Genomic DNA, 18,132 nt, shown 5'->3' with positions numbered 1-18,132 from the left:
TGGCATCAAGTGCAACTGCGCATGCTGCAGCAGCATGATGGTCTTGCCGTCGCAGATGCGGCCATCGGCCACCATCTGCAGCGCTTGCGCCAAGGGCAGTTCCAGCACTTCGATGTCTTCCCCCTCGTGCGCCAGGCCGCCGCCGTCGCCGATGCGGCTGGCCGGATCGTACTCGGCGACAAAGAAATGCAGGCGCTCCGTCACGGAACCGGGGCTCATGAAAGCCTCGAACACTTTATGCACGGCGCCCACCGCATAGCCCGTTTCTTCTTCCACCTCGGCGCGGATGCGCTGTTCCGCGCTGGCCTCTTCCAGCAAGCCGGCCGCCGATTCGATGAGGAAACCGTCGTGGCCTTCGCGGTAGGTGGGAAAGCGGAACTGGCGGATCAAAATCACCGTGCGCTTGACTTTGTTGTAGAGCAAGATGGTGGCGCCATCGCCCCGGTCATAGGTTTCCCGCGTCTGCGTCTGCCACTGCCCATCGCGGCGCAGATAGTCGAACGTGGTTTTCTGCAATAAATACCAGTCGTGCGACAGGGTCTGCACGCCGTGGATGCGGACCCGTTCCTGCTTGCTATTTTCTTCACGCATAGTGTCTCCTTGTGCTTGTATATGCTTGCCTTTGCCGACTTTATCATGCAAACTCGTGTAATATCAAGAAAATACAAGAAAAATCATGCTGACACATCAACGCAAACAATACCTGCTGGACTTGCTCCAGCGCGAAGGGCAGATCGTCGCCAAGGCCGTCAGCGATAGCCTGGGCTTGTCGGAAGACACGATACGCCGCGACCTGCGCGAACTGGCGAAAGAGGGTTTATTGGAGCGCGTACACGGCGGCGCCCTGCCCTTGCTGCCCCGTTCGCCCGCATTAGCGCCGTTCGCGGGGCGCGAACAGCTTTCGCTGGAAGCCAAGCCCGCCATCGGCCGCGCGGCGGGCGCCATGATACAAACGGGACAAGTGGTGTTTCTCGATGGCGGCACGACTGCCGTGCAACTGGCGCGCCAGCTGCCGCGCGACTTGCGCGCCACCATCGTCACGCACAGCCCTTCGATTGCCGTCGAACTGGTGAATCACCCCGGCGTCGAGGTCCTGATGCTGGGCGGGCGCCTGTACAAGCACTCGATCGTGGGTGTCGGTGCGGCCACCGTGGAAGCCATCGGCCGCATCCGCGCCGACCTGTATTTCATGGGTGTGTCCAGCCTGCATCCGCAAGCGGGCATCACTACGGGGGATCATGAAGAAGCGTGCGTGAAACGCGCGCTCAGCGAAGCGTCCAGCCGCACTGTCGTGCTGGCTTCGCCGGAAAAGTTCAATACGGCCTCGCCGTTTCAAATCGTCCCCTTGAGCCAGGTCAACGACATCATAGTGCACCGCGACGTGGAAGACGCCCTGGTCGCGCCCTACCGCGAGATGGGAATCAGCATCACCCTGGCATGAAAAAAGCGGCCCTCAGGCCGCTCTCGCATGACACTTTACTGCGGCCAGATCGCCTGCAGCACGGCGGCCAGACGATAGCCCGCCTCGATCAGCTGCTGCTTCGCCAGCGCCGAGCTGGGCACGGGATAATTGTCCGGCACGGTCAAATTCCACACGTTGTAGACATCGCCCTTGCGGCTGGTCTGCTGCGTGGCCGGGCCGGCCACCACGTCCGTGAAGGCAATCTTTGACGCCGCCAGCGAGGCATCGGCCCATTGATACGGCCAGGTGGCGGGGTCGCCAGTATTGCCGCTGACCACGGGCGCGCTGGCGATCACGGTGCGCGCGAACTGCTGCGGCGTGCGCGTGCTCAGGCGGCGCATGGCGTAATCGACGACGGTCGTGTCCCAATATGAATGCAGGGGCTTGGTGGGCGACTTCGGATACGCGCTGGAGGGCTTGGCCGCGCCATCCTCAACCGGCAGCGGCGCGGGAATCACGGCATCGGACAGCGCCGTCATCTTCGCATCGTCGAGCAGTAAGTCATTGCCGCCGCGCGCATTGAAAATGGTGACATCGTCAATCTGCGCCTGCGTGGCGGGCACGAAAAACTGGCCATCCTTGCCGACAAACGCATTGCCCACATGCAATGGCTGGTGGATATCGCCCACCAGGTGTGTGATCAAAATCAACGCTTCGCGCTGGCTGAAGCCGTGCGGATTGCTGGCCGCATCATCCTTGCCTTGCAACACCAGGATCGCCTGCTTGAGCGTCTGCACGATATCGACATCGGCCGTGCCCACGCCATGGTCGTGGTAATGCGCGTTCTGGAACGGCACGTTCGTGTAATGGTATTCGCCATGCTTGGGGTTCGCCGCGACATAGGTCAACATTTCGGGCGATTGCGGACCGCAATATGTGCCCTTCACGCAATCGGGCCAGTTGGCGATCTTTTCCAGGCTTTCGCCCCGCAACAGCAATTTCTCCAGCCGCGCCTGCGCCGCGCTACCCTTGAGCAATTGATCGGCGATGGCGCCCACGGCGCGGTGGCCGTCGTTGCCCCAGGCCAGCGCATTGCCGGAGGAGAAAGCCGCACCCAGCGCCAGCACGGTCAACAGTTTTTTCATGTTCACTCCTTGCCTTGCGGCGCCGCCTTGGCCGGCTTCGGATATTGCTTGTTGATATCGATAGGCTGGGCATACGCCGAGCTCCACGTCTGCTCATGCAGCGCGGCAATACGCTGCGCCATGGCATCGTTGCGCAGCACCACTTCCAGGTTGCGCGACAGGTCGAAATAGCCGCCCGCCCAGTTGCTCGTGCCGACCCAGGCCAGCTTGCCGTCGATGCTCATGGTCTTGCTGTGGATCACGCGCGCAAACGGGATGAAACCCGTCGACGCCGTGGGTATCGTCACGATGCGGATTTCCACGTTCGGCACCAGGGCCAGGCTTTTCAAGTAAGCGATGGCGGGCGCTTCCGTGTTCCAGGCGGACACCATCAGCTTGATCTTCACGCCACGCTGGGCAGCCGCGCGCACGGCATTGTCGATCACGGCGTAATACGGCCGCGTGCGGTTCGGGCCGTAGGACAGGGGGGCATAGTCGAGCAGCTGGATGCGCACTTCGCTTTTCGCTTCCGCCAGCAAGGCGGGCAAGCCCGTTTCCGAGTCCCCCACGCCGGCCGGGTTGTAGGCATTCGGGCTGGCCAGCAGGAAGGCGTTTTGCGCGTAGTTGGCAGGCACGATCTTGCTGTTGAGCACCGTGGCGCGGCTGCCTTGCGACGTCAATGCCTGGGCTTGCCAATCCTGCTCGAAAATCGCTTGCACCTGGCTCACCATGGCCGGGTCCGTGATCTTCAAGCCCGTCTCATGGATGTGCTCGAACGAGCGCCAGTCGAAATTCTGGCTGCCGATGTATGCCACCTGGCCATCGACGGCCAGGTATTTCGCGTGCACGATGCCATTGCCCGTGATTTTATTGAAATCGATGAGGCGCAAGTCCAGGTTCGGTATCGCCTTGATCCGGTCGATGGTGGCCGCTTCCGACAGGCCCACGCCCTTCTGGTCCAGCAGGAAGCGGATTTTCACGCCGCGCTGGCCCGCGGCCGTCAGGCTCGCCAGCACTTTTTCAAAGGCCGTGCCCGGCTTGCTGACGGCATAGAACTGGGCGATGACGATTTCTTTCTTGGCCGAATCAAACAGCTCGCTCCACACGGTGACGGGCTCGCGCAGGTCAGGATTGGTCAAGCTCGTTTCCACGGGCGAGGTGTGTACCAGCTCAAAGCCGGGAATCGTGAAATCGGCGTGGGCCGTGCCCGCGAACAGACTGGAGAGAACGACAGAAACAAATAAGCGACGCATGGTTATTCCTTGTAATGTTATTTGACGCGCACGATGCGGCCGGCCGCCGTGGCGCTGCCAGTCGGCTTGCCGGCGCGCGCGCGGTCGATCAGGTAATTGCTGAAGGCGTCGATGTCGCGCACGCCCGTGTCCAGGCGGCGCGTGCCGGCCGCCAGCACGGTGAAGCGGTCGCCGCCGCCGGCCAGGAAACTGTTGGCGGCGACTCGGTATTGTTGATTGTCTTCAAGAGGAATGCCATTCAGCATGATGCTGCCAGGCAGCACGCGCCGACCTTGCGGCCGCGTGCTATCCCAACGGTAGCTAAAACCTTGGGACACTTGCAGCAGATTGCCCTCGCCGGCCTCTTCGCCCGGCCATTGCTGCTCGAGCAAGGTACGGATTTGCGCGCCGGAAAGACTCACGACAATCAGGGTATTGCCAAACGGCACCACGGCCTGGTTCTGGCCCACGTTCGTCATCAGGTCGGCGCCCGCTTCCAGGTCCTTGCGGATGCCGCCATTGTTCATCAGGCCAATTTGCGCGCCGGCTGCGCGCGCGCCGAACAGAGTGCTGTCGGCCACCAGGTCGCCCAGCGGGGAAGCGCCGCCGCCCTTGGTGCTGCGGCCCACGGTGGGCACGGCGATGGCGGCCACGGGACGCGACAATTCGGCCGCGCTGCGCTGCTTCACCGATTCCAGGTAGGCTGCCACGGCCGGGTCCGGCTCATACATGCCTGGCAGCATGACCACGTTTTGCGCACTGGCATCGATCAGCGCATTCTTGACGGGATCGACCTTGAGCTTGATGCGCGTCAACATGTGTCCGCCCATCTGCGCTTGCGTCACCAGGCGGCCATCGACACGGCACAGATAACCCTGGTGCGAATGGCCGCTGATAACCAGCTGAATCGCCGGGTCGAGACGTTTCACCACATCGACCACTTCGCCCTTCAGCTGGCTGCAATCTGGCTGGTCGACGGCTTCCTTGGTCTCGCCGCCCTGGTGCAGCAGCACGACGAACACGCCCACACCCTGCGCGCGCAGTTGCGGCAAGGTGGCGTTGATGGCATCCGCTTCATCACCGAATTGCAAACCGGAAATGCCGGCAGCCGTCACCACGGACGGCGTATCTTTCAGCACGGCGCCGATCAAGCCCACCTTGACGCCATGCGCCTCTTCGATGCGGTAGGCGGGCAGCAAGGACTTGCCCGTCTGCGTGTCGATGACATTGGCCGCCATATAGGTATAGCTGGCGCCCTTGAAATCGGGTGTGAACTTGCATGCCTTGTCGGCGCGCGACGAGTCGCAACCGCCGCGCTGCTGGCGCAACAGTTCCGCCTTGCCCTGGTCAAATTCATGGTTGCCGACGGAACTGGCCTTCATGCCCAGCATGTTCATGGCGACGATGCTCGGTTCGTCGGCCCACAGCGCCGACATGGCGGGGCTGGCGCCGACCAAATCGCCATTGCCGACAAAAATCAGCTGCGCGTCTTCGCGCCGCCACGCCGTCAATGCGCCGGACAAGGTATCGATGCCACCGGCCTGCACCGTCTTGCGCTCGGCATCAGCGACGCTCGTGTAGCTAAATTTGCTGCGGTCGAGATTGCCGTGAAAATCGTTCAGGGCGACCAGGTTGATATCGACGGGCGCCGCGGGGTGCGTGGCGCAACCGGTCATCAACAGGGCAAGCATGAGCAGACGTGGCAACCTCGATGGAGGCCGGTGAAGGGAAAGGGATGGGATCATGCGGAGACTCCTGGACGGGGCGGCGCCAATGGCAAAGACGGTGAAAGATCCTTACCCATAAAAAAAACAGGCCCGAAGGCCTGTACTCTTGCTATCTCAGCCTGGTTGATACAACTCGACGCCGCCCTAACGGGCAGCGCGGAGTTGACAGCCATGCTTAGAAGTCGACGCGCAAGGTGACCGACGCGAAGCGCGGTGCACCCATGTAGTAGGTTGGTGCGCGACCTGCGAACGTACCGGCAGCCGTAACGATATCATTGGCGCCAATACCCGTACCGGAACTTGGGTTGCGGTACTCGCGGTTCAACAAATTCGATACGTTCAGGGTCAGCTTAGGATTCTTGAACATGCCGAAAGTTGGCAACTGATATGCCGCATCCAGGTCAACCAGGGTGTACGCTGGCACTTCCTCGTCGTTCACCAGCGTAGCGTATTGCGAGGCGGTGTAACGGGCTTTTACGCGAACATACCAGGCGTTGGTTTCATAAGAGGCGCTCAAGCCGGCTTTCAGCTTAGGCGACAGGGAGAAATTCTTGCCAGCGGTTGGTGCATAACCAACAATGGTTTTGCCATTGACGGTTTTGGCGACCACGGCCAGATCATCTTCCATCTTGGTCTTCAGGTAGCCGAGCGAACCATAAACCGACCAGCCGTTGATCGGCGTGTTGCCGACTTCCAGCTCAATACCTTTGTTACGCACTTTGCCTACGTTGGTCGTCAGGCTGGTCAGTGTGTTTGGATCGATTGCGGTTGCCTGGCGATCTTTGAAGTCCGTGTAGAAAGCGGTCAGCGAGGTCGAAATATCCTTGGTTTGATGACGGTAGCCAACGTCCAGGCTCCACGACACTTCAGGCTTGACGTCCTTGACGATGGTGGCAACACCATTCGTCACAGTCACGTACGGCGGATTGTTCGGTGCCAGCACGAAGTTGTTCGGCGCACGCATGTTCTTCGCCAGGCTGGCAAAGATCTGGTCGTCGTTGGTAACACGGTAACGCGCGCCCAATTGTGGCAACACGTCCGAGTACGTCTTCGACACGTTGTACGTGGTTTGCGAATTGCTGCCTTCGCTGGCGTTATTGGTGAAATCACGCTTGATGTATGGAGCGCGCACACCGATGTTAAGGTTCAGCTTGTTGTCCATCAACGTGATGGTATCTTGCAAGAACGCCTGGTAAGCCGTGCTGATCGTCTCCCAATCGCGGTTTTGATACAAGGTACCGTCCGGACGGGTAATCAGGTTGTTGCGCAGCCAGATATCCGGTGCGGAGCCATCTGCATTGACCAGTTGGCCAGGTGCCGTTTGACGGTGATTCGCACGCTCGTACCAGATGCCACCCAGAATCTGGTGATCGCCCACGTTATACGTGATCGAAGTCGTGACGCCAGGACGATGAGTACGGGTCAGACTGCCGCGATAGATCGATACGGTGTCGAGGCTGTCGCCGTCGCCGTTCACATCCTTGCTGGCGGCGATCTTGCCGGTGACAGGATTGAGGAAGCCGCCGGCTTCTTTCAGCGTATTTTGCTGCACGCCGCCAGTGCCGAAACCATACCAGTAGTAAGGCACGACTTTCAGATCCAGATCTTCGGCCAGGCGGAATTTACCGATCGCCGACGCGATGACGTTCTCGAATGGGTTCAGGGCCAGCTTGTAGTAAGCGGCTGGCTGGCCGGTGCCTGCCTGTGGACCGGAAGCGCTTGCCTTGCCTGGGCTGAGTGCAGCCTGGCCAGCATAAGTGGAGCTGTAATCAGCGTCGTAACCTTCGGTGGCCAGCTCTTTCAGCGTAAGCGAGCGGAAGTTGTTATTAATCGCGCGGTTATAACCGATAGAAGCGTGAATGTAATTGAAACGGTTCCAGTCGTAATTGAAGCCAACGTCAACGTGAGTACGATCGGCTTTGCCCTTGCCTTTCCATTTATCCGCTTGCGCATTCGACACCGACATGAATGCCTTCGCTTTGTCATTGGCAAAACGGCCGGTATCGACACGCACATACGACTTTGCCAGATTCAACTGGCCCAGGGTTTGCATGACGCGTACACGGAATTTATCTTCTGGATCGCAGGTAGTAATACCAAAGTTACCGCCAGTTGCACCCACTTGTGGAGAATCAACGTCGGTCGAGCCTTGGGTCACAAATTGCGAGCAGGTGTTTTCCTGGTCTACATATTCTTGTGGAAATACAGCGAAGTTACCGGAGTCATTCACTGGCACGCCATTCACCGTCGCGCCGATTTGATCGCTGTTGAAACCGCGCATGGCCAAGCCGCCACCAAACAGACCAGTCGCATCGTAGCCATAGGTGTTCACCGATGGCAACAGAGTCAGGGCATCGTATGCATTGCCGGTTGGACGCTGTTTTGCCAACTCCTCGGCCGTCACGGTACTGCGTGCCTTTGGCGCATCTTCCTGCACCATCAAGCCCATACCAACTTTTTTCCCGGTAACGGTCACCGTCGATGGCGATACCGTGCCTTCAGCACTTTGCGCATGCGCAGTGGAGATGCCGAAGCAAGCCAGCTGGCATGCCACTGCGATCATACTTAGTCGCAATTTTGGTTGTTGAATGAACTGCATTTGAACCCCCTAGAGTGTGTTGTAACTTACAAGATTTTGACTTGCTTATATTGTGGTGAAACACGGAAACTATCCAACTAGACACGGCAGTATAAAGATCGAATATTTCAAATCCGTTACACGGATATGACCGCAATGTGACAGGAGCCGCTAGACATCCTGAATTGTCACAAAAGCGATATCAAAAATGACTTATTCAATTCTTCGCCGTCCAACTATGCATTAAGGTCTGTAGGCTGACAAATACGTTTTTTTTTAATGATTTATATATAAAAAATATAAATCACCGCTGGAAGCCGCATTTTTTGTATCAACCGAGCAAGCTCACCTCATCGGGGCGAAATTATAGATGAGCGGCAAGACTTGGAAATTGTTTCAGAAAATAATTGCAAGAAAGCACTATCAGCGCGTCATTTTGTGTCGTAAAGGCACAACAAAAAGGGGAAAAAGAGGGGATTGTAACTATGAAGAACAGCAGATTACGCGACCGCTAGTTGCGGTCGCGTGGCAAGCAGGAGAGGTGAAATACTTTTACGGCTTTACAACAGTTGCTTTTCGATCACTATTTGCAATCAGGGCCTCGAAACGGGTAAAACGGGCATCGAGTGCTTTCAGCAAGCGTTGCTTGTCCGCTTCCACCAAAAACGAATACCGCAAGCTGTTGTAGGACAGCTTTTTCATTTCCGCATAATCGGTCTTGTACTGGCTGGCAAACAGCACGTATTCATTCGACAAGGTATTGCGCGATACGCCCGCATCATCGGTGGAAATCACGAACGGCACGCCATACTTGCGGTACAGGGTGATCGGATGCGCCTGACCCTTGATGCCGAGAATGTAATCGTTGCTGGTCAGGTTCACTTCCACAGGGATGCCCCGTTCGCGCATTTTTTGCATGGTCGCCAGCGCATTGTGCTCGTAGGCGATATCCATGCCATGACCGATACGGTCGGCGCCCGCCACATCGACGGCTTCGGCGATATGGAAAGCCATGCCTTCCGGCGGCACCATGCCCAGCGCCAGCTCACCGGCGTGCAGGGCGATCTTGACGTTCGGATATTTTGCCTTGAGGAACTTGAACATTTCCATGTGCAGGCTGTAGTCGCGCATCGACACGTTCACGCTTTCCTGGCCCACGATGTTCACGCCCACCAGCAAGGGATTCAGGCTCGCTGCCTTGAACGCGGCCACCATCGAGGAAAAAACTTGCGATGGCGACAGGAAACGCAGCACATACGCCTGGTAACGCATGGTGAAGTGCGCATCGTCGATGCCGGCGCTGCTGGCGTTGACGTTGTCGTTGTAGGCGGTGATGCTTTTCTGGAAGCCGGCATCCTGCTCCAGGCTGCCTGTCCAGTTGGCCAGCAGCGCTTGCAGCGCGGCCGGCTGCAAGCCCGGCTCCAGCACTTGCTGGTCGAACTGCGCGCTTTGCACGAATGGCGACAGCTCGAAAATCGTTTCGATGTAGCTGAGGTTTTCCGCGATGGCGCGCTGCTTCAGGGTTTTCAGGCCATCGGCCGTGTTCGTGGATGCCACGGGGCCGAAATAGCCAAAGGTATCGAAGAAGGTACGGTCCGGCGGCGTCTGGATGGCGCCGTGATTATAGAAATCCTTGGTCGACCAGCGCTGCAGCAATTCCGCATACAGGCCCGCATCGGCAAACACTTCCGTGGACGACAGGCAGGCGCGCTGCGCGGCCGGCTTGGCGCGCTCGGCCGCCACGACGTCCTTGTTGCTTTCGATGCGGTAGGTCGTCTTGTTGACGCAATAGTTTTCCTTGTCGACCCAGTCGAGGAATTGCTCGGCGTAAATGGCGCCCGAGTAATGGTGATGCAAGTCACCGCCCTTGGGCATCATGGAAAAGAACAGGCTCAACTCGGCTGTCTTCGGCTGCGCACCGGCAACCAGGGCGGCAAAATGGCGCGCGGTAGCCGCTTCATTGGAAGACGGGGCGGCCTGCGCCGTGCCGGTCAAGGCCAGCGCGGCGCCAAGCGCCAGGCCAGTGAGTTTCTTGTGCATTCGCGTTCTCGCTCAGGATAATTCGTATGGAACAACGGGTAGGTCAGCCCTGCCCTCGCACATGCACGCATCGGCCGCCTGAATAGGTGGCGGCCACAGCGCGGTCGTCGCCCAGCAGCGCAAAGGCAAACAGCAATTCCTCCAGGCTTTGACAGCCGGCAGTGCGGCGCTCGAGCAGCGGCGTCGATTGCTTGTCGAGCACAATAAAATCCGCTTCCGTGCCTGCCGCGAAATTGCCCAGGGTGCCTTCCAGTTGCATGGCCCGTGCAGCGCCCAAGGTCGCCAGATAAAACATGCGCAAGGCGGGCAGATAGCTGCCTTTCAAGCGTGCTACTTTATAGGCTTCGTTCATTGTTTGCAACATCGAGAACGAGGTGCCGCCCCCCACGTCGGTGGCCAGCGACAGCAGCACCCGCGCCGCATCGGCCCGCTCGAAATCAAACAGGCCGCTGCCCAAGAACAGGTTTGATGTAGGACAAATGGCGGCCGCCGACGACGTCTCCGCCATGCGCGCGCGGTCACGCTCGTCGAGCCAGATGCAATGGCCAAACATGGCGCGCGGACGCAGCATGCCGTACTGGTCATACACATCGAGATAGCTGCGCGCCTGCGGATGCAATTCGCGCACCCAGCGGCATTCATCCGCGTTTTCCGACACGTGCGTCTGCAAATACGTATCCGGATAGGCGCGCGCCAGCTCACCCGCCAGGTGCATCTGTTCATTTGTCGAGGTCGGCACGAAACGGGGCGTGATCGCGTACAACGAACGGCCGTGCTTGTGCCAGCGCTGGATCAGTTCTTCGCTTTCGCGCGCACCCGACTCGGCCGTGTCGCGCAGAAACTCGGGGCAATTGCGGTCCATCATGACCTTGCCCGCCACCATGCGCAAGCCGCGCGCCTCGCTGGCGCCAAAGAAGGCATCGACCGATTGCGGATGCACGCTGCCATACACCATGGCCGTCGTGGTGCCGCAGCGCAGCAGTTCATCGAGGAAAAACTCGGCCACATCGCGCGCATGTTGAGGATTCTCAAACGCGCGTTCGGTGGGGAAAGTATACGTTTCCAGCCACGGCAGCAAACCGGGAGCGGGCGAGGCGATCATTTCCGTCTGCGGGAAGTGCAGATGGGTATCGATGAAACCCGGCACGATCAGCTTGCCGCGGTAATCGACGATCTCGGTGCCGGGCGGCAAAGTCGCTTGCAGCTGCGCATAATCGCCGGCGGCCACGACCTTGCCATCGGCCACGATCAGCAAGCCATCCGCATGCCAGGCGTGCGCCTCCTCGCTAAAGGCGGGATCTGCGTGGAAGTGCAGCAAGCTGGCACGGTAAGCTTGCAATGTAGCAGGAACAATCGGCATGACTTCTTTCTATAACGGGTGAATGGCGGCGCGTTTCTCGCGTCGCGGTGGCGCGCTGGCAGAGGCCAGCCGCAGCGGTGCGGCCAGGGCGGCCGCGGCCGCTTCCTCCCACACCATGAGTAGTTGACAGGCAACGGACGCGGCAATCACGGCCGGCGCCTTGTTGCGAATACCGGGCATGCCGATCGGACATACCATGGCGGCAATGCGCGCGTCGGGCACGCCGCGCGCCTGCAGGCGGTGCTCGAACTGCTTGCGTTTCGTGTGCGAACCGATCAAGCCGAACCAGCCCGCATCCTCGCGCTCCATGATGGCTTGCGTCAAGCGCTGATCGAGCGCATGGCTATGCGTCATGACGAGAAAACTGCCGCCCGGCGGCGCCATGGCGACAAATTCCTCGGGCATATCGGTCGCGGCGATGCGCACATTATCCGGTAGTTGCACGGGAAACATGTCTTCCCGTTCATCCACCCAGGTGATATTGCAAGGCAAGTGGGCCAGCGCGCGCACGATGGCGGCGCCCACATGGCCGGCGCCAAACAAGGTCAAATGGGCGCGTGGTGCCAGGCAGGGATCGACCAGCCAGCGCCGGCCCTTGCCATCCTGGGCGACATGGGTACTGCGTTCGCGCGAAAACGTGTCGGGCGCCTGTGCGCCTGTGCCGGCGATCAGGTGACCGGCAGCATCGAACAGCGCCGACGCGGCTACACCGTCGAGCGCCGTCAAACGCCAGCTGTCTTGCTGGCGACGTTCGCGCAAGGCGGCCAGCAATTCTTTCAGGCTGGCATCGACATATTCGAATGCCAGGTGGACGACGCCGCCGCAGCATTGTCCCAGGCTGGGGCCCAGTGCAAAACGCTCGAGCCGCGCATGGGTCTCGCCCGTTGCCAGCATGGTCTTGGCGATTTCCACGGCGCGCAATTCCAGGTGGCCGCCACCGATGGTGTCCACCTGGCCATCGAGGGTCACGCGCATCTTCGCCCCCGCCTCGCGCGGTCCGGAACCTTCCACCAGGGCAACCGTCACCAGCACGGATGCCTGCGTGTCGTTCTCCATCGCTGTCAGCCAGTCGCTCATGCTGTACTCCTAGGCACCGGCATGCGCCGCTTGCACGGCCATGACCGCCTTGAGGATTTCCTCGCTGGTGGCGGGGGCATTCAGCGGTGGCTGCACGGCGTGATGGCCCACGCTGGAAATGGCGTCGCGGATGGCGAAGAACACGGAAAACGGCAACAGCAGCGGCGGTTCGCCCACGGCCTTGGAACGGTGGATGCTGTCTTCCACATTGCGATTCTGAAACAGTTTCACACGGAAATCTTCCGGACAATCGGAAATGCCAGGAATTTTGTACGTCGATGGCGCGTGCGTCATCAACTTACCCGCCGCATTCCACCACAGCTGTTCCGTCGTCAGCCAACCCATGCCCTGGATAAATGCCCCCTCCACTTGACCCAGATCAATCGCGGGATTCAATGACTGGCCCGCATCGTACAAGGCGTCCGCACGCAGCAATTTCCATTCGCCCGTCAGGGTATCGACCACCACTTCGGCCACAGCCGCGCCATACGCGTAATACGAAAACGGATGGCCCGTCATCGTCTTCGCATCCCACGACAGGCCGGGCGTGGCATAGAAACCGTCCGACCACAGTTGTACGCGGGCCAGATACGCCTTCTGTACCAGTTCGGCAAACGCGACGACATGGCCATGCACGTGGATATGGTTGTCAAAGAAGCGCACAGCAGCAACGTCGCCGCCGTACAGTTTGACCGCGTAATCGGCCAGGCGTTCACGGATCTGGCGCGCCGCATCCTGCGCCGCCTTGCCGTTCAGGTCGGCGCCGGTGGACGCCGCCGTGGCCGACGTGTTCGCCACCTTGCTGGTATCGGTGGCCGTGGCCCGCACGCGGTCCAGGTCCAGGCCCAGCTCGTGGGCCACCACCTGCATGACCTTGGTATTGATGCCCTGCCCCATTTCCGTGCCGCCATGGTTGACCAGCACGGAGCCATCCACGTACACGTGCACGAGGGCGCCGGCCTGGTTCAGATGCGTGACGTTGAAAGCGATGCCGAATTTCAAGGGCGTGAAGGCCAGGCCCTTCTTCAGGACCGGGCTGGCCTCGTTGTAGGCATCGATGGCGCGGCGGCGCGCCCGGTAATCGCTGCTCTCTTCCAGTTCGGCAACGAGTTCATGGATCACGTTGTCGACGATCTTCTGCCCGTAGGGCGTGACGTTGCGTCCCTCGGCATCGTTGCGGCCATAGAAATTGAGCAGGCGGATATCGAGCGCATCGCGTTGCAAGTGGCGGGCGATTTCATCGATGACGTACTCGATGGCAATGGCGCCCTGCGGCCCGCCAAAGCCCCGGAATGCCGTGTTCGATTGGGTATTCGTCTTGCCGCAGGCGGCGCGGATGTCCACGTCGGACAGGTAATATGTATTGTCGAAGTGACAGACGGCGCGCGTGGCGACGGGGCCGGACAAGTCGGCCGAATAGCCCGCGCGCGTGGTCATGTCGACCTTGGCGGCAAGGATGCGGCCTTCGTCGTCGTAGCCCACTTCGTACTCATAGTAAAAACAGTGGCGCTTGCCCGTCACCAGCATGTCGTCGTCGCGGTCGGCGCGCAATTTCACGGGACGCTTCAGTTTGGCCGCCGCAATCGATGACGCCGCTGCCCACAGGGCCGATTGCGATTCCTTGCCACCGAAACCGCCACCCATGCGCCGGCACTCGACCGTGATGTTGTGCGAATGCACGCCCAGCGCATGCGCCACCACGTGCTGCATCTCGCTCGGATGCTGGGTCGAACACAGCACCAGCATGCCTTGCGCTTCCTTCGGGATGGCGTAGGAAATCTGTCCTTCCAGATAAAACTGTTCCTGGCCGCCCACGTAGAGCTGGCCCTTGACCACATGCGGCGCGCCTTCGAACGCGGCCTGGTAATTGCCGCGCGTCAGCTGCATCGGCGGCAGCACATACGATTGCGCGGCCTTGGCCGCTTGCGGCGTCATGATCGCGGGCAATTCTTCATATGACACTTGCGCCAGACGGGCGGCGCGGCGCGCATGGTCATGCGTATCAGCCACAACGATGAAGATGGGCTGGCCCACGTATTGCACCAGATCAAAAGCCAGGATGGGATCGTCGTGGATAATGGGACCGCAATCATTCGTGCCGGGAATATCCTGCGCCGTATAGACGGCGACGACACCGCCAGCGGCGCGCACGGCCGACAAATCCATGGTCGTAATGCGCGCGTGCGGCTTTTGCGACAGCCCCAGCGCCGCATGCAAGGTGCCCTGCAGTTCGGCGATATCGTCCGTGTAAGTGGCTTGTCCCAGCACATGCAATTGTGCCGATTCATGCGGGCTGGGCTTGCCCACGGCGGCCCAGGCAGCCGCTTGCAGTTCGGGCGTGGCAGGATGGTTCATGCTGGTCCTTTCAGGCGCGGCAAGCGTAGGCGTTGACGGCCGTGCGCAACAAGGGCGCAGCGGGACGTGTTTCCAGCCAGAAGCGGCGCAGCAGGTTTTGCGCCGTCGTCATGCGGTAAGTGTTCGAGGCGCGCATGTCGGACAGGGGCGCGTAATCGTCGGCCAGCAAGCGCATGGCGATGACGAGGTTGTCTTCCGTCCACGCCTGTCCACGCAAAAATGCTTCCGTTTGCGCGGCGCGCTGCGGCGTGGCCGCCATGCCGCCAAAGGCGATGCGCGCATCGACGATACGTTCGCCATCGAGCTGGAACGCGAAGGCGGCGCACACGGCCGAAATATCCTGGTCGAAGCGCTTGGCCAGTTTATACGTACGAAATTGCACGTCGGCACGCGGCAAGGGCACGCGCACGGCTTCGACGAATTCGCCTGGCTGCAAATCTTTCTTTTGGTACCCCAGATAGAAGTTTTCCAGCGGCATGATGCGCTGGCCGGCAGGGCCGCGCAGCACGATCTCGCTGCCCAGCGCAATCAGCCACGGCATCGAGTCGCCGATGGGAGAACCATTGGCCACATTGCCGCCCAGGGTACCCGCGTTACGAATCGGCAAGGAGGCAAAGCGCTGCCACAGTTCCGACAATTCCTCCGGGTAATGCTGGCACAGCGCCCCGTAAGCATCGTTCAGGCTGGCGCCAGCGCCGATGTGCAGCTTGCCGTCGTCCGCGGAGATGGTTTTCAGCGCAGCCACGTGGCCCAGATAAATGATCTCGCCCAGGTCGCGCAATTGCTTGGTCACCCACAAGCCCACGTCGGTGGAACCGGCCAGCAGGCAGGCTTGCGGCTTTTCCGCGCGCAACGCCACCAATTCATCGATGCTGCGCGGCGCGTGGAAGTGCTGGCCGCCATGTTCATACGTATGCAGGCTGCCGCGCTGCAGCGCCTGCAATTGCTCCCTCAAGGCATCGCGATCGAACGTGACGTGCGGCAATTCCCCCATGCGCCTGGCGGCATCGATGATGGGCCGGTAACCGGTGCAGCGGCACAGATTGCCCGACAGGGTGTCGTCGATTTCGCAGCGCGTGGGCGTCTCGCCGTTTTTTTTCAGATACATGCCCCACAAGGACATGACAAAACCGGGCGTGCAAAAACCGCACTGGGATCCGTGGCACTCGACCATCGCCTGCTGCACCGGGTGCAGGGCGCCATCCGGCTGCTGCAAGTCTTCCACGGAAAACAGGGCCTTGCCATCGAGGGTGGGCGTGAGCTGGATGCAGGCGTTGACGGCCTTCATCTCGACCTGGCCATCGACCAGGCTGCCGATGACGACGGTGCAGGCGCCGCAATCGCCTTCGGCGCAGCCTTCCTTGGTGCCAGTGCAATGCAAATCCTCGCGCAGGTGCTGCAACACAGTCTGCGTAGGGGCGGCGTTGCGTACTTCCTGTACGGCACCACGGTAATAAAAGCGGATCGGTTCTGACATGCTGGCCTCGGTATAGTCCCAGTATAGGAGATTAACACCGGCATATGGGACAACTATATGCAAAGACTGATTTTACTTATCATCCAATATCAATACCCATCAAGCAGCATAGGGATGCGTCGTATGCCAGTGCTCAGCGATATCGATGCGGCGCGTGATCCACACCTGCTCATGGCCCTGTACATAGTCGAGGAAGCGCGCCAGCGCCGCGGCCCGTCCCGGACGTCCCACCAGGCGGCAATGCAAGCCCACCGACAACATCTTCGGCTGATTCAAGCCGTTCGGATCGCCTTCCGCATACAACACATCGAAGGCATCCTTCAGATAATCGAAAAATTGCGTGCCCGAATTAAAGCCTTGCATGGCGGCAAAGCGCATGTCGTTCGTGTCCAGGGTGTAAGGCACGATCAGCTGCGGCTGCACGGCCGGCATGCCGGCGGCATCCGTGTACGCCACTTTTTCCCAGAATGGCAGATCGTCGCCATAGTAATCGGCGTCGTAGCGGAAACCGCCATGCTCGACCACCAGTTTGCGCGTATTGGGCGAATCGCGCCCCGTGTACCAGCCTTGCGGGGCGGAACCCGTCAATTCGCGGATGATCTGCACGGCTTCGCGCATGTGTTCGCGCTCCGTTGCTTCATCCATGTTTTGGTAGGAAATCCAGCGCAAGCCATGACAGGCGATTTCATGCCCCAGTTGCTGGAACGCGGCCACCGCCTCCGGATTGCGTTTCAAGGCCATCGATACGCCGAATACGGTCAGCGGCAGGCGCCGATCCTCGAACATGCGCAGCAAGCGCCATAATCCGGCACGCGAGCCGTATTCGTAGATCGACTCCATGCTCAGGTGGCGCGCGGGAAAAGCGGTCGCACCGATCATTTCCGATAAAAAGGTTTCCGAGGCGGGATCGCCATGCAGCACGCTGTTTTCCGCCCCTTCCTCGTAATTGAGAACGAATTGCAGGGCGATGCGGGCCTGGCCCGGCCATTGCGGATGCGGGGGCGTGCGGCCATAGCCGATCAAGTCGCGTGGATAATCTTCGTAATTGTTCATGCGGAGGCGCGCCTATAGGAGGACAATGTTGGCTATATGCCCAATCATATAGCCAGGCGCAGTCACCGGTATATGATTTGCACGATAAGCACATTCACTCACCCTATATACAGGATAGCAAATGGGAAAACTCAGCACGCATGTACTCGATATCGCCCACGGCAGGCCGGGAGCCGGCGTCAAGGTGGCCCTGTTTTCAGTCGCGCCGGAAGGAAAAGTGCTATTGAAGATGGATATGACCAATAGCGATGGCCGCTGCAGCACGCCTTTGCTGGAAGGCGAGAGCATGAAAGCGGGTCAATATGAACTGGTGTTTAACGCAGGCGACTATTTCGCCGCCCAGGGAGTGGAACTGCCTTCGCCCCGCTTCATCGATCTGGTCACCCTGGCCTTCGGCATTGCGCATACGGACGAGAACTACCACGTGCCGCTGGTAGTGTCGCCGTGGTCGTATTCGACCTATCGTGGAAGTTAAGCGACGTTACATGACAAAGGCAGCGCGCAGCGCTGCTTTTTTTACGCCTGCCTGCTGACAAAACCACCAGACGAAAAAAAACCCGCCAATTGCTTGACGGGTTTTCTTCTACTGCGAATAACAAGCCTGACGATAACCTACTTTCACACTGGTTGCAGCACTATCATCGGCGCAAAGTTGTTTCACGGTCCTGTTCGGGATGGGAAGGGGTGGGACCAACTTGCTATGGTCA

The 18,132-nt window shown here is 59.9% G+C and carries 12 protein-coding genes, 1 rRNA gene and 1 pseudogene; 2 read left to right on the top strand and 12 right to left on the bottom strand.

Annotated features, from left to right (window positions below; translation table 11 throughout):
* Positions 1-6: 6 nt before the first annotated feature.
* Positions 7-591: pseudogene (locus O3300_RS23450) on the bottom strand (NUDIX domain-containing protein); the annotation flags it as partial.
* A gap of 85 nt (positions 592-676) precedes the next feature.
* On the opposite strand from O3300_RS23450, the gene O3300_RS23445 reads away from it, so the two are divergent.
* Positions 677-1,441 (top strand): DeoR/GlpR family DNA-binding transcription regulator, encoded by a 765-nt coding sequence (locus tag O3300_RS23445; protein WP_305054272.1) that lies wholly within the window; start codon positions 677-679, stop codon positions 1,439-1,441.
* A gap of 35 nt (positions 1,442-1,476) precedes the next feature.
* Here O3300_RS23445 and O3300_RS23440 read toward each other — a convergent pair whose 3' ends face one another.
* From O3300_RS23440 to puuE, 10 genes are all read right to left on the bottom strand, one after another.
* Positions 1,477-2,547: a S1/P1 nuclease gene (locus O3300_RS23440; protein WP_305054271.1), complete on the bottom strand. Its 1,071-nt coding sequence runs from the start codon at positions 2,545-2,547 to the stop codon at positions 1,477-1,479.
* A gap of 2 nt (positions 2,548-2,549) precedes the next feature.
* Positions 2,550-3,779, bottom strand: coding sequence for a phospholipase D-like domain-containing protein (locus O3300_RS23435; protein WP_305054270.1), 1,230 nt, complete (start codon positions 3,777-3,779; stop codon positions 2,550-2,552).
* 17 nt (positions 3,780-3,796) lie between these two features.
* Positions 3,797-5,449: a bifunctional UDP-sugar hydrolase/5'-nucleotidase gene (locus O3300_RS23430; RefSeq protein ID WP_305054269.1), complete on the bottom strand. Its 1,653-nt coding sequence runs from the start codon at positions 5,447-5,449 to the stop codon at positions 3,797-3,799.
* A 211-nt stretch (positions 5,450-5,660) separates the two neighbouring features.
* Entirely contained in the window at positions 5,661-8,084 is a 2,424-nt protein-coding gene (locus O3300_RS23425; RefSeq protein WP_099665385.1) for a TonB-dependent receptor, read from the bottom strand.
* 531 nt (positions 8,085-8,615) lie between these two features.
* The gene (locus tag O3300_RS23420; protein ID WP_305054268.1) at positions 8,616-10,103 is read right to left on the bottom strand and encodes an adenosine deaminase; all 1,488 of its coding nucleotides are present in this window, start codon (positions 10,101-10,103) and stop codon (positions 8,616-8,618) included.
* Positions 10,104-10,146: 43 nt separating this feature from the next.
* Positions 10,147-11,463, bottom strand: a complete 1,317-nt coding sequence (guaD, locus tag O3300_RS23415; RefSeq protein WP_289899781.1) for a guanine deaminase — start codon at positions 11,461-11,463, stop codon at positions 10,147-10,149.
* A 9-nt stretch (positions 11,464-11,472) separates the two neighbouring features.
* Positions 11,473-12,540: a xanthine dehydrogenase accessory protein XdhC gene (xdhC, locus tag O3300_RS23410; protein ID WP_305054267.1), complete on the bottom strand. Its 1,068-nt coding sequence runs from the start codon at positions 12,538-12,540 to the stop codon at positions 11,473-11,475.
* Between the two features lie 9 nt (positions 12,541-12,549).
* Entirely contained in the window at positions 12,550-14,895 is a 2,346-nt protein-coding gene (gene xdhB / locus O3300_RS23405; protein ID WP_305054266.1) for a xanthine dehydrogenase molybdopterin binding subunit, read from the bottom strand.
* 10 nt (positions 14,896-14,905) lie between these two features.
* Positions 14,906-16,372, bottom strand: coding sequence for a xanthine dehydrogenase small subunit (xdhA, locus tag O3300_RS23400; protein WP_305054265.1), 1,467 nt, complete (start codon positions 16,370-16,372; stop codon positions 14,906-14,908).
* A gap of 99 nt (positions 16,373-16,471) precedes the next feature.
* The gene (puuE, locus tag O3300_RS23395; RefSeq protein WP_305054264.1) at positions 16,472-17,425 is read right to left on the bottom strand and encodes an allantoinase PuuE; all 954 of its coding nucleotides are present in this window, start codon (positions 17,423-17,425) and stop codon (positions 16,472-16,474) included.
* A 121-nt stretch (positions 17,426-17,546) separates the two neighbouring features.
* Between puuE and uraH the strand changes: the two genes are divergently transcribed.
* Positions 17,547-17,900, top strand: a complete 354-nt coding sequence (gene uraH / locus O3300_RS23390) for a hydroxyisourate hydrolase (protein WP_070303439.1) — start codon at positions 17,547-17,549, stop codon at positions 17,898-17,900.
* Between the two features lie 124 nt (positions 17,901-18,024).
* Here the strand turns inward: uraH and rrf are convergent.
* Positions 18,025-18,132, bottom strand: a 5S ribosomal RNA gene (rrf, locus tag O3300_RS23385); the annotation flags it as partial.

Origin of the sequence: Janthinobacterium sp. SUN206 (assembly GCF_030587305.1) — a bacterium.
GTDB classification, from domain to species: Bacteria; Pseudomonadota; Gammaproteobacteria; order Burkholderiales; family Burkholderiaceae_D; genus Janthinobacterium; species Janthinobacterium kumbetense.
The sequence above is the reverse complement of the archived record's forward strand: the minus strand, read 5'-3'. Positions and strand labels throughout refer to the sequence as shown.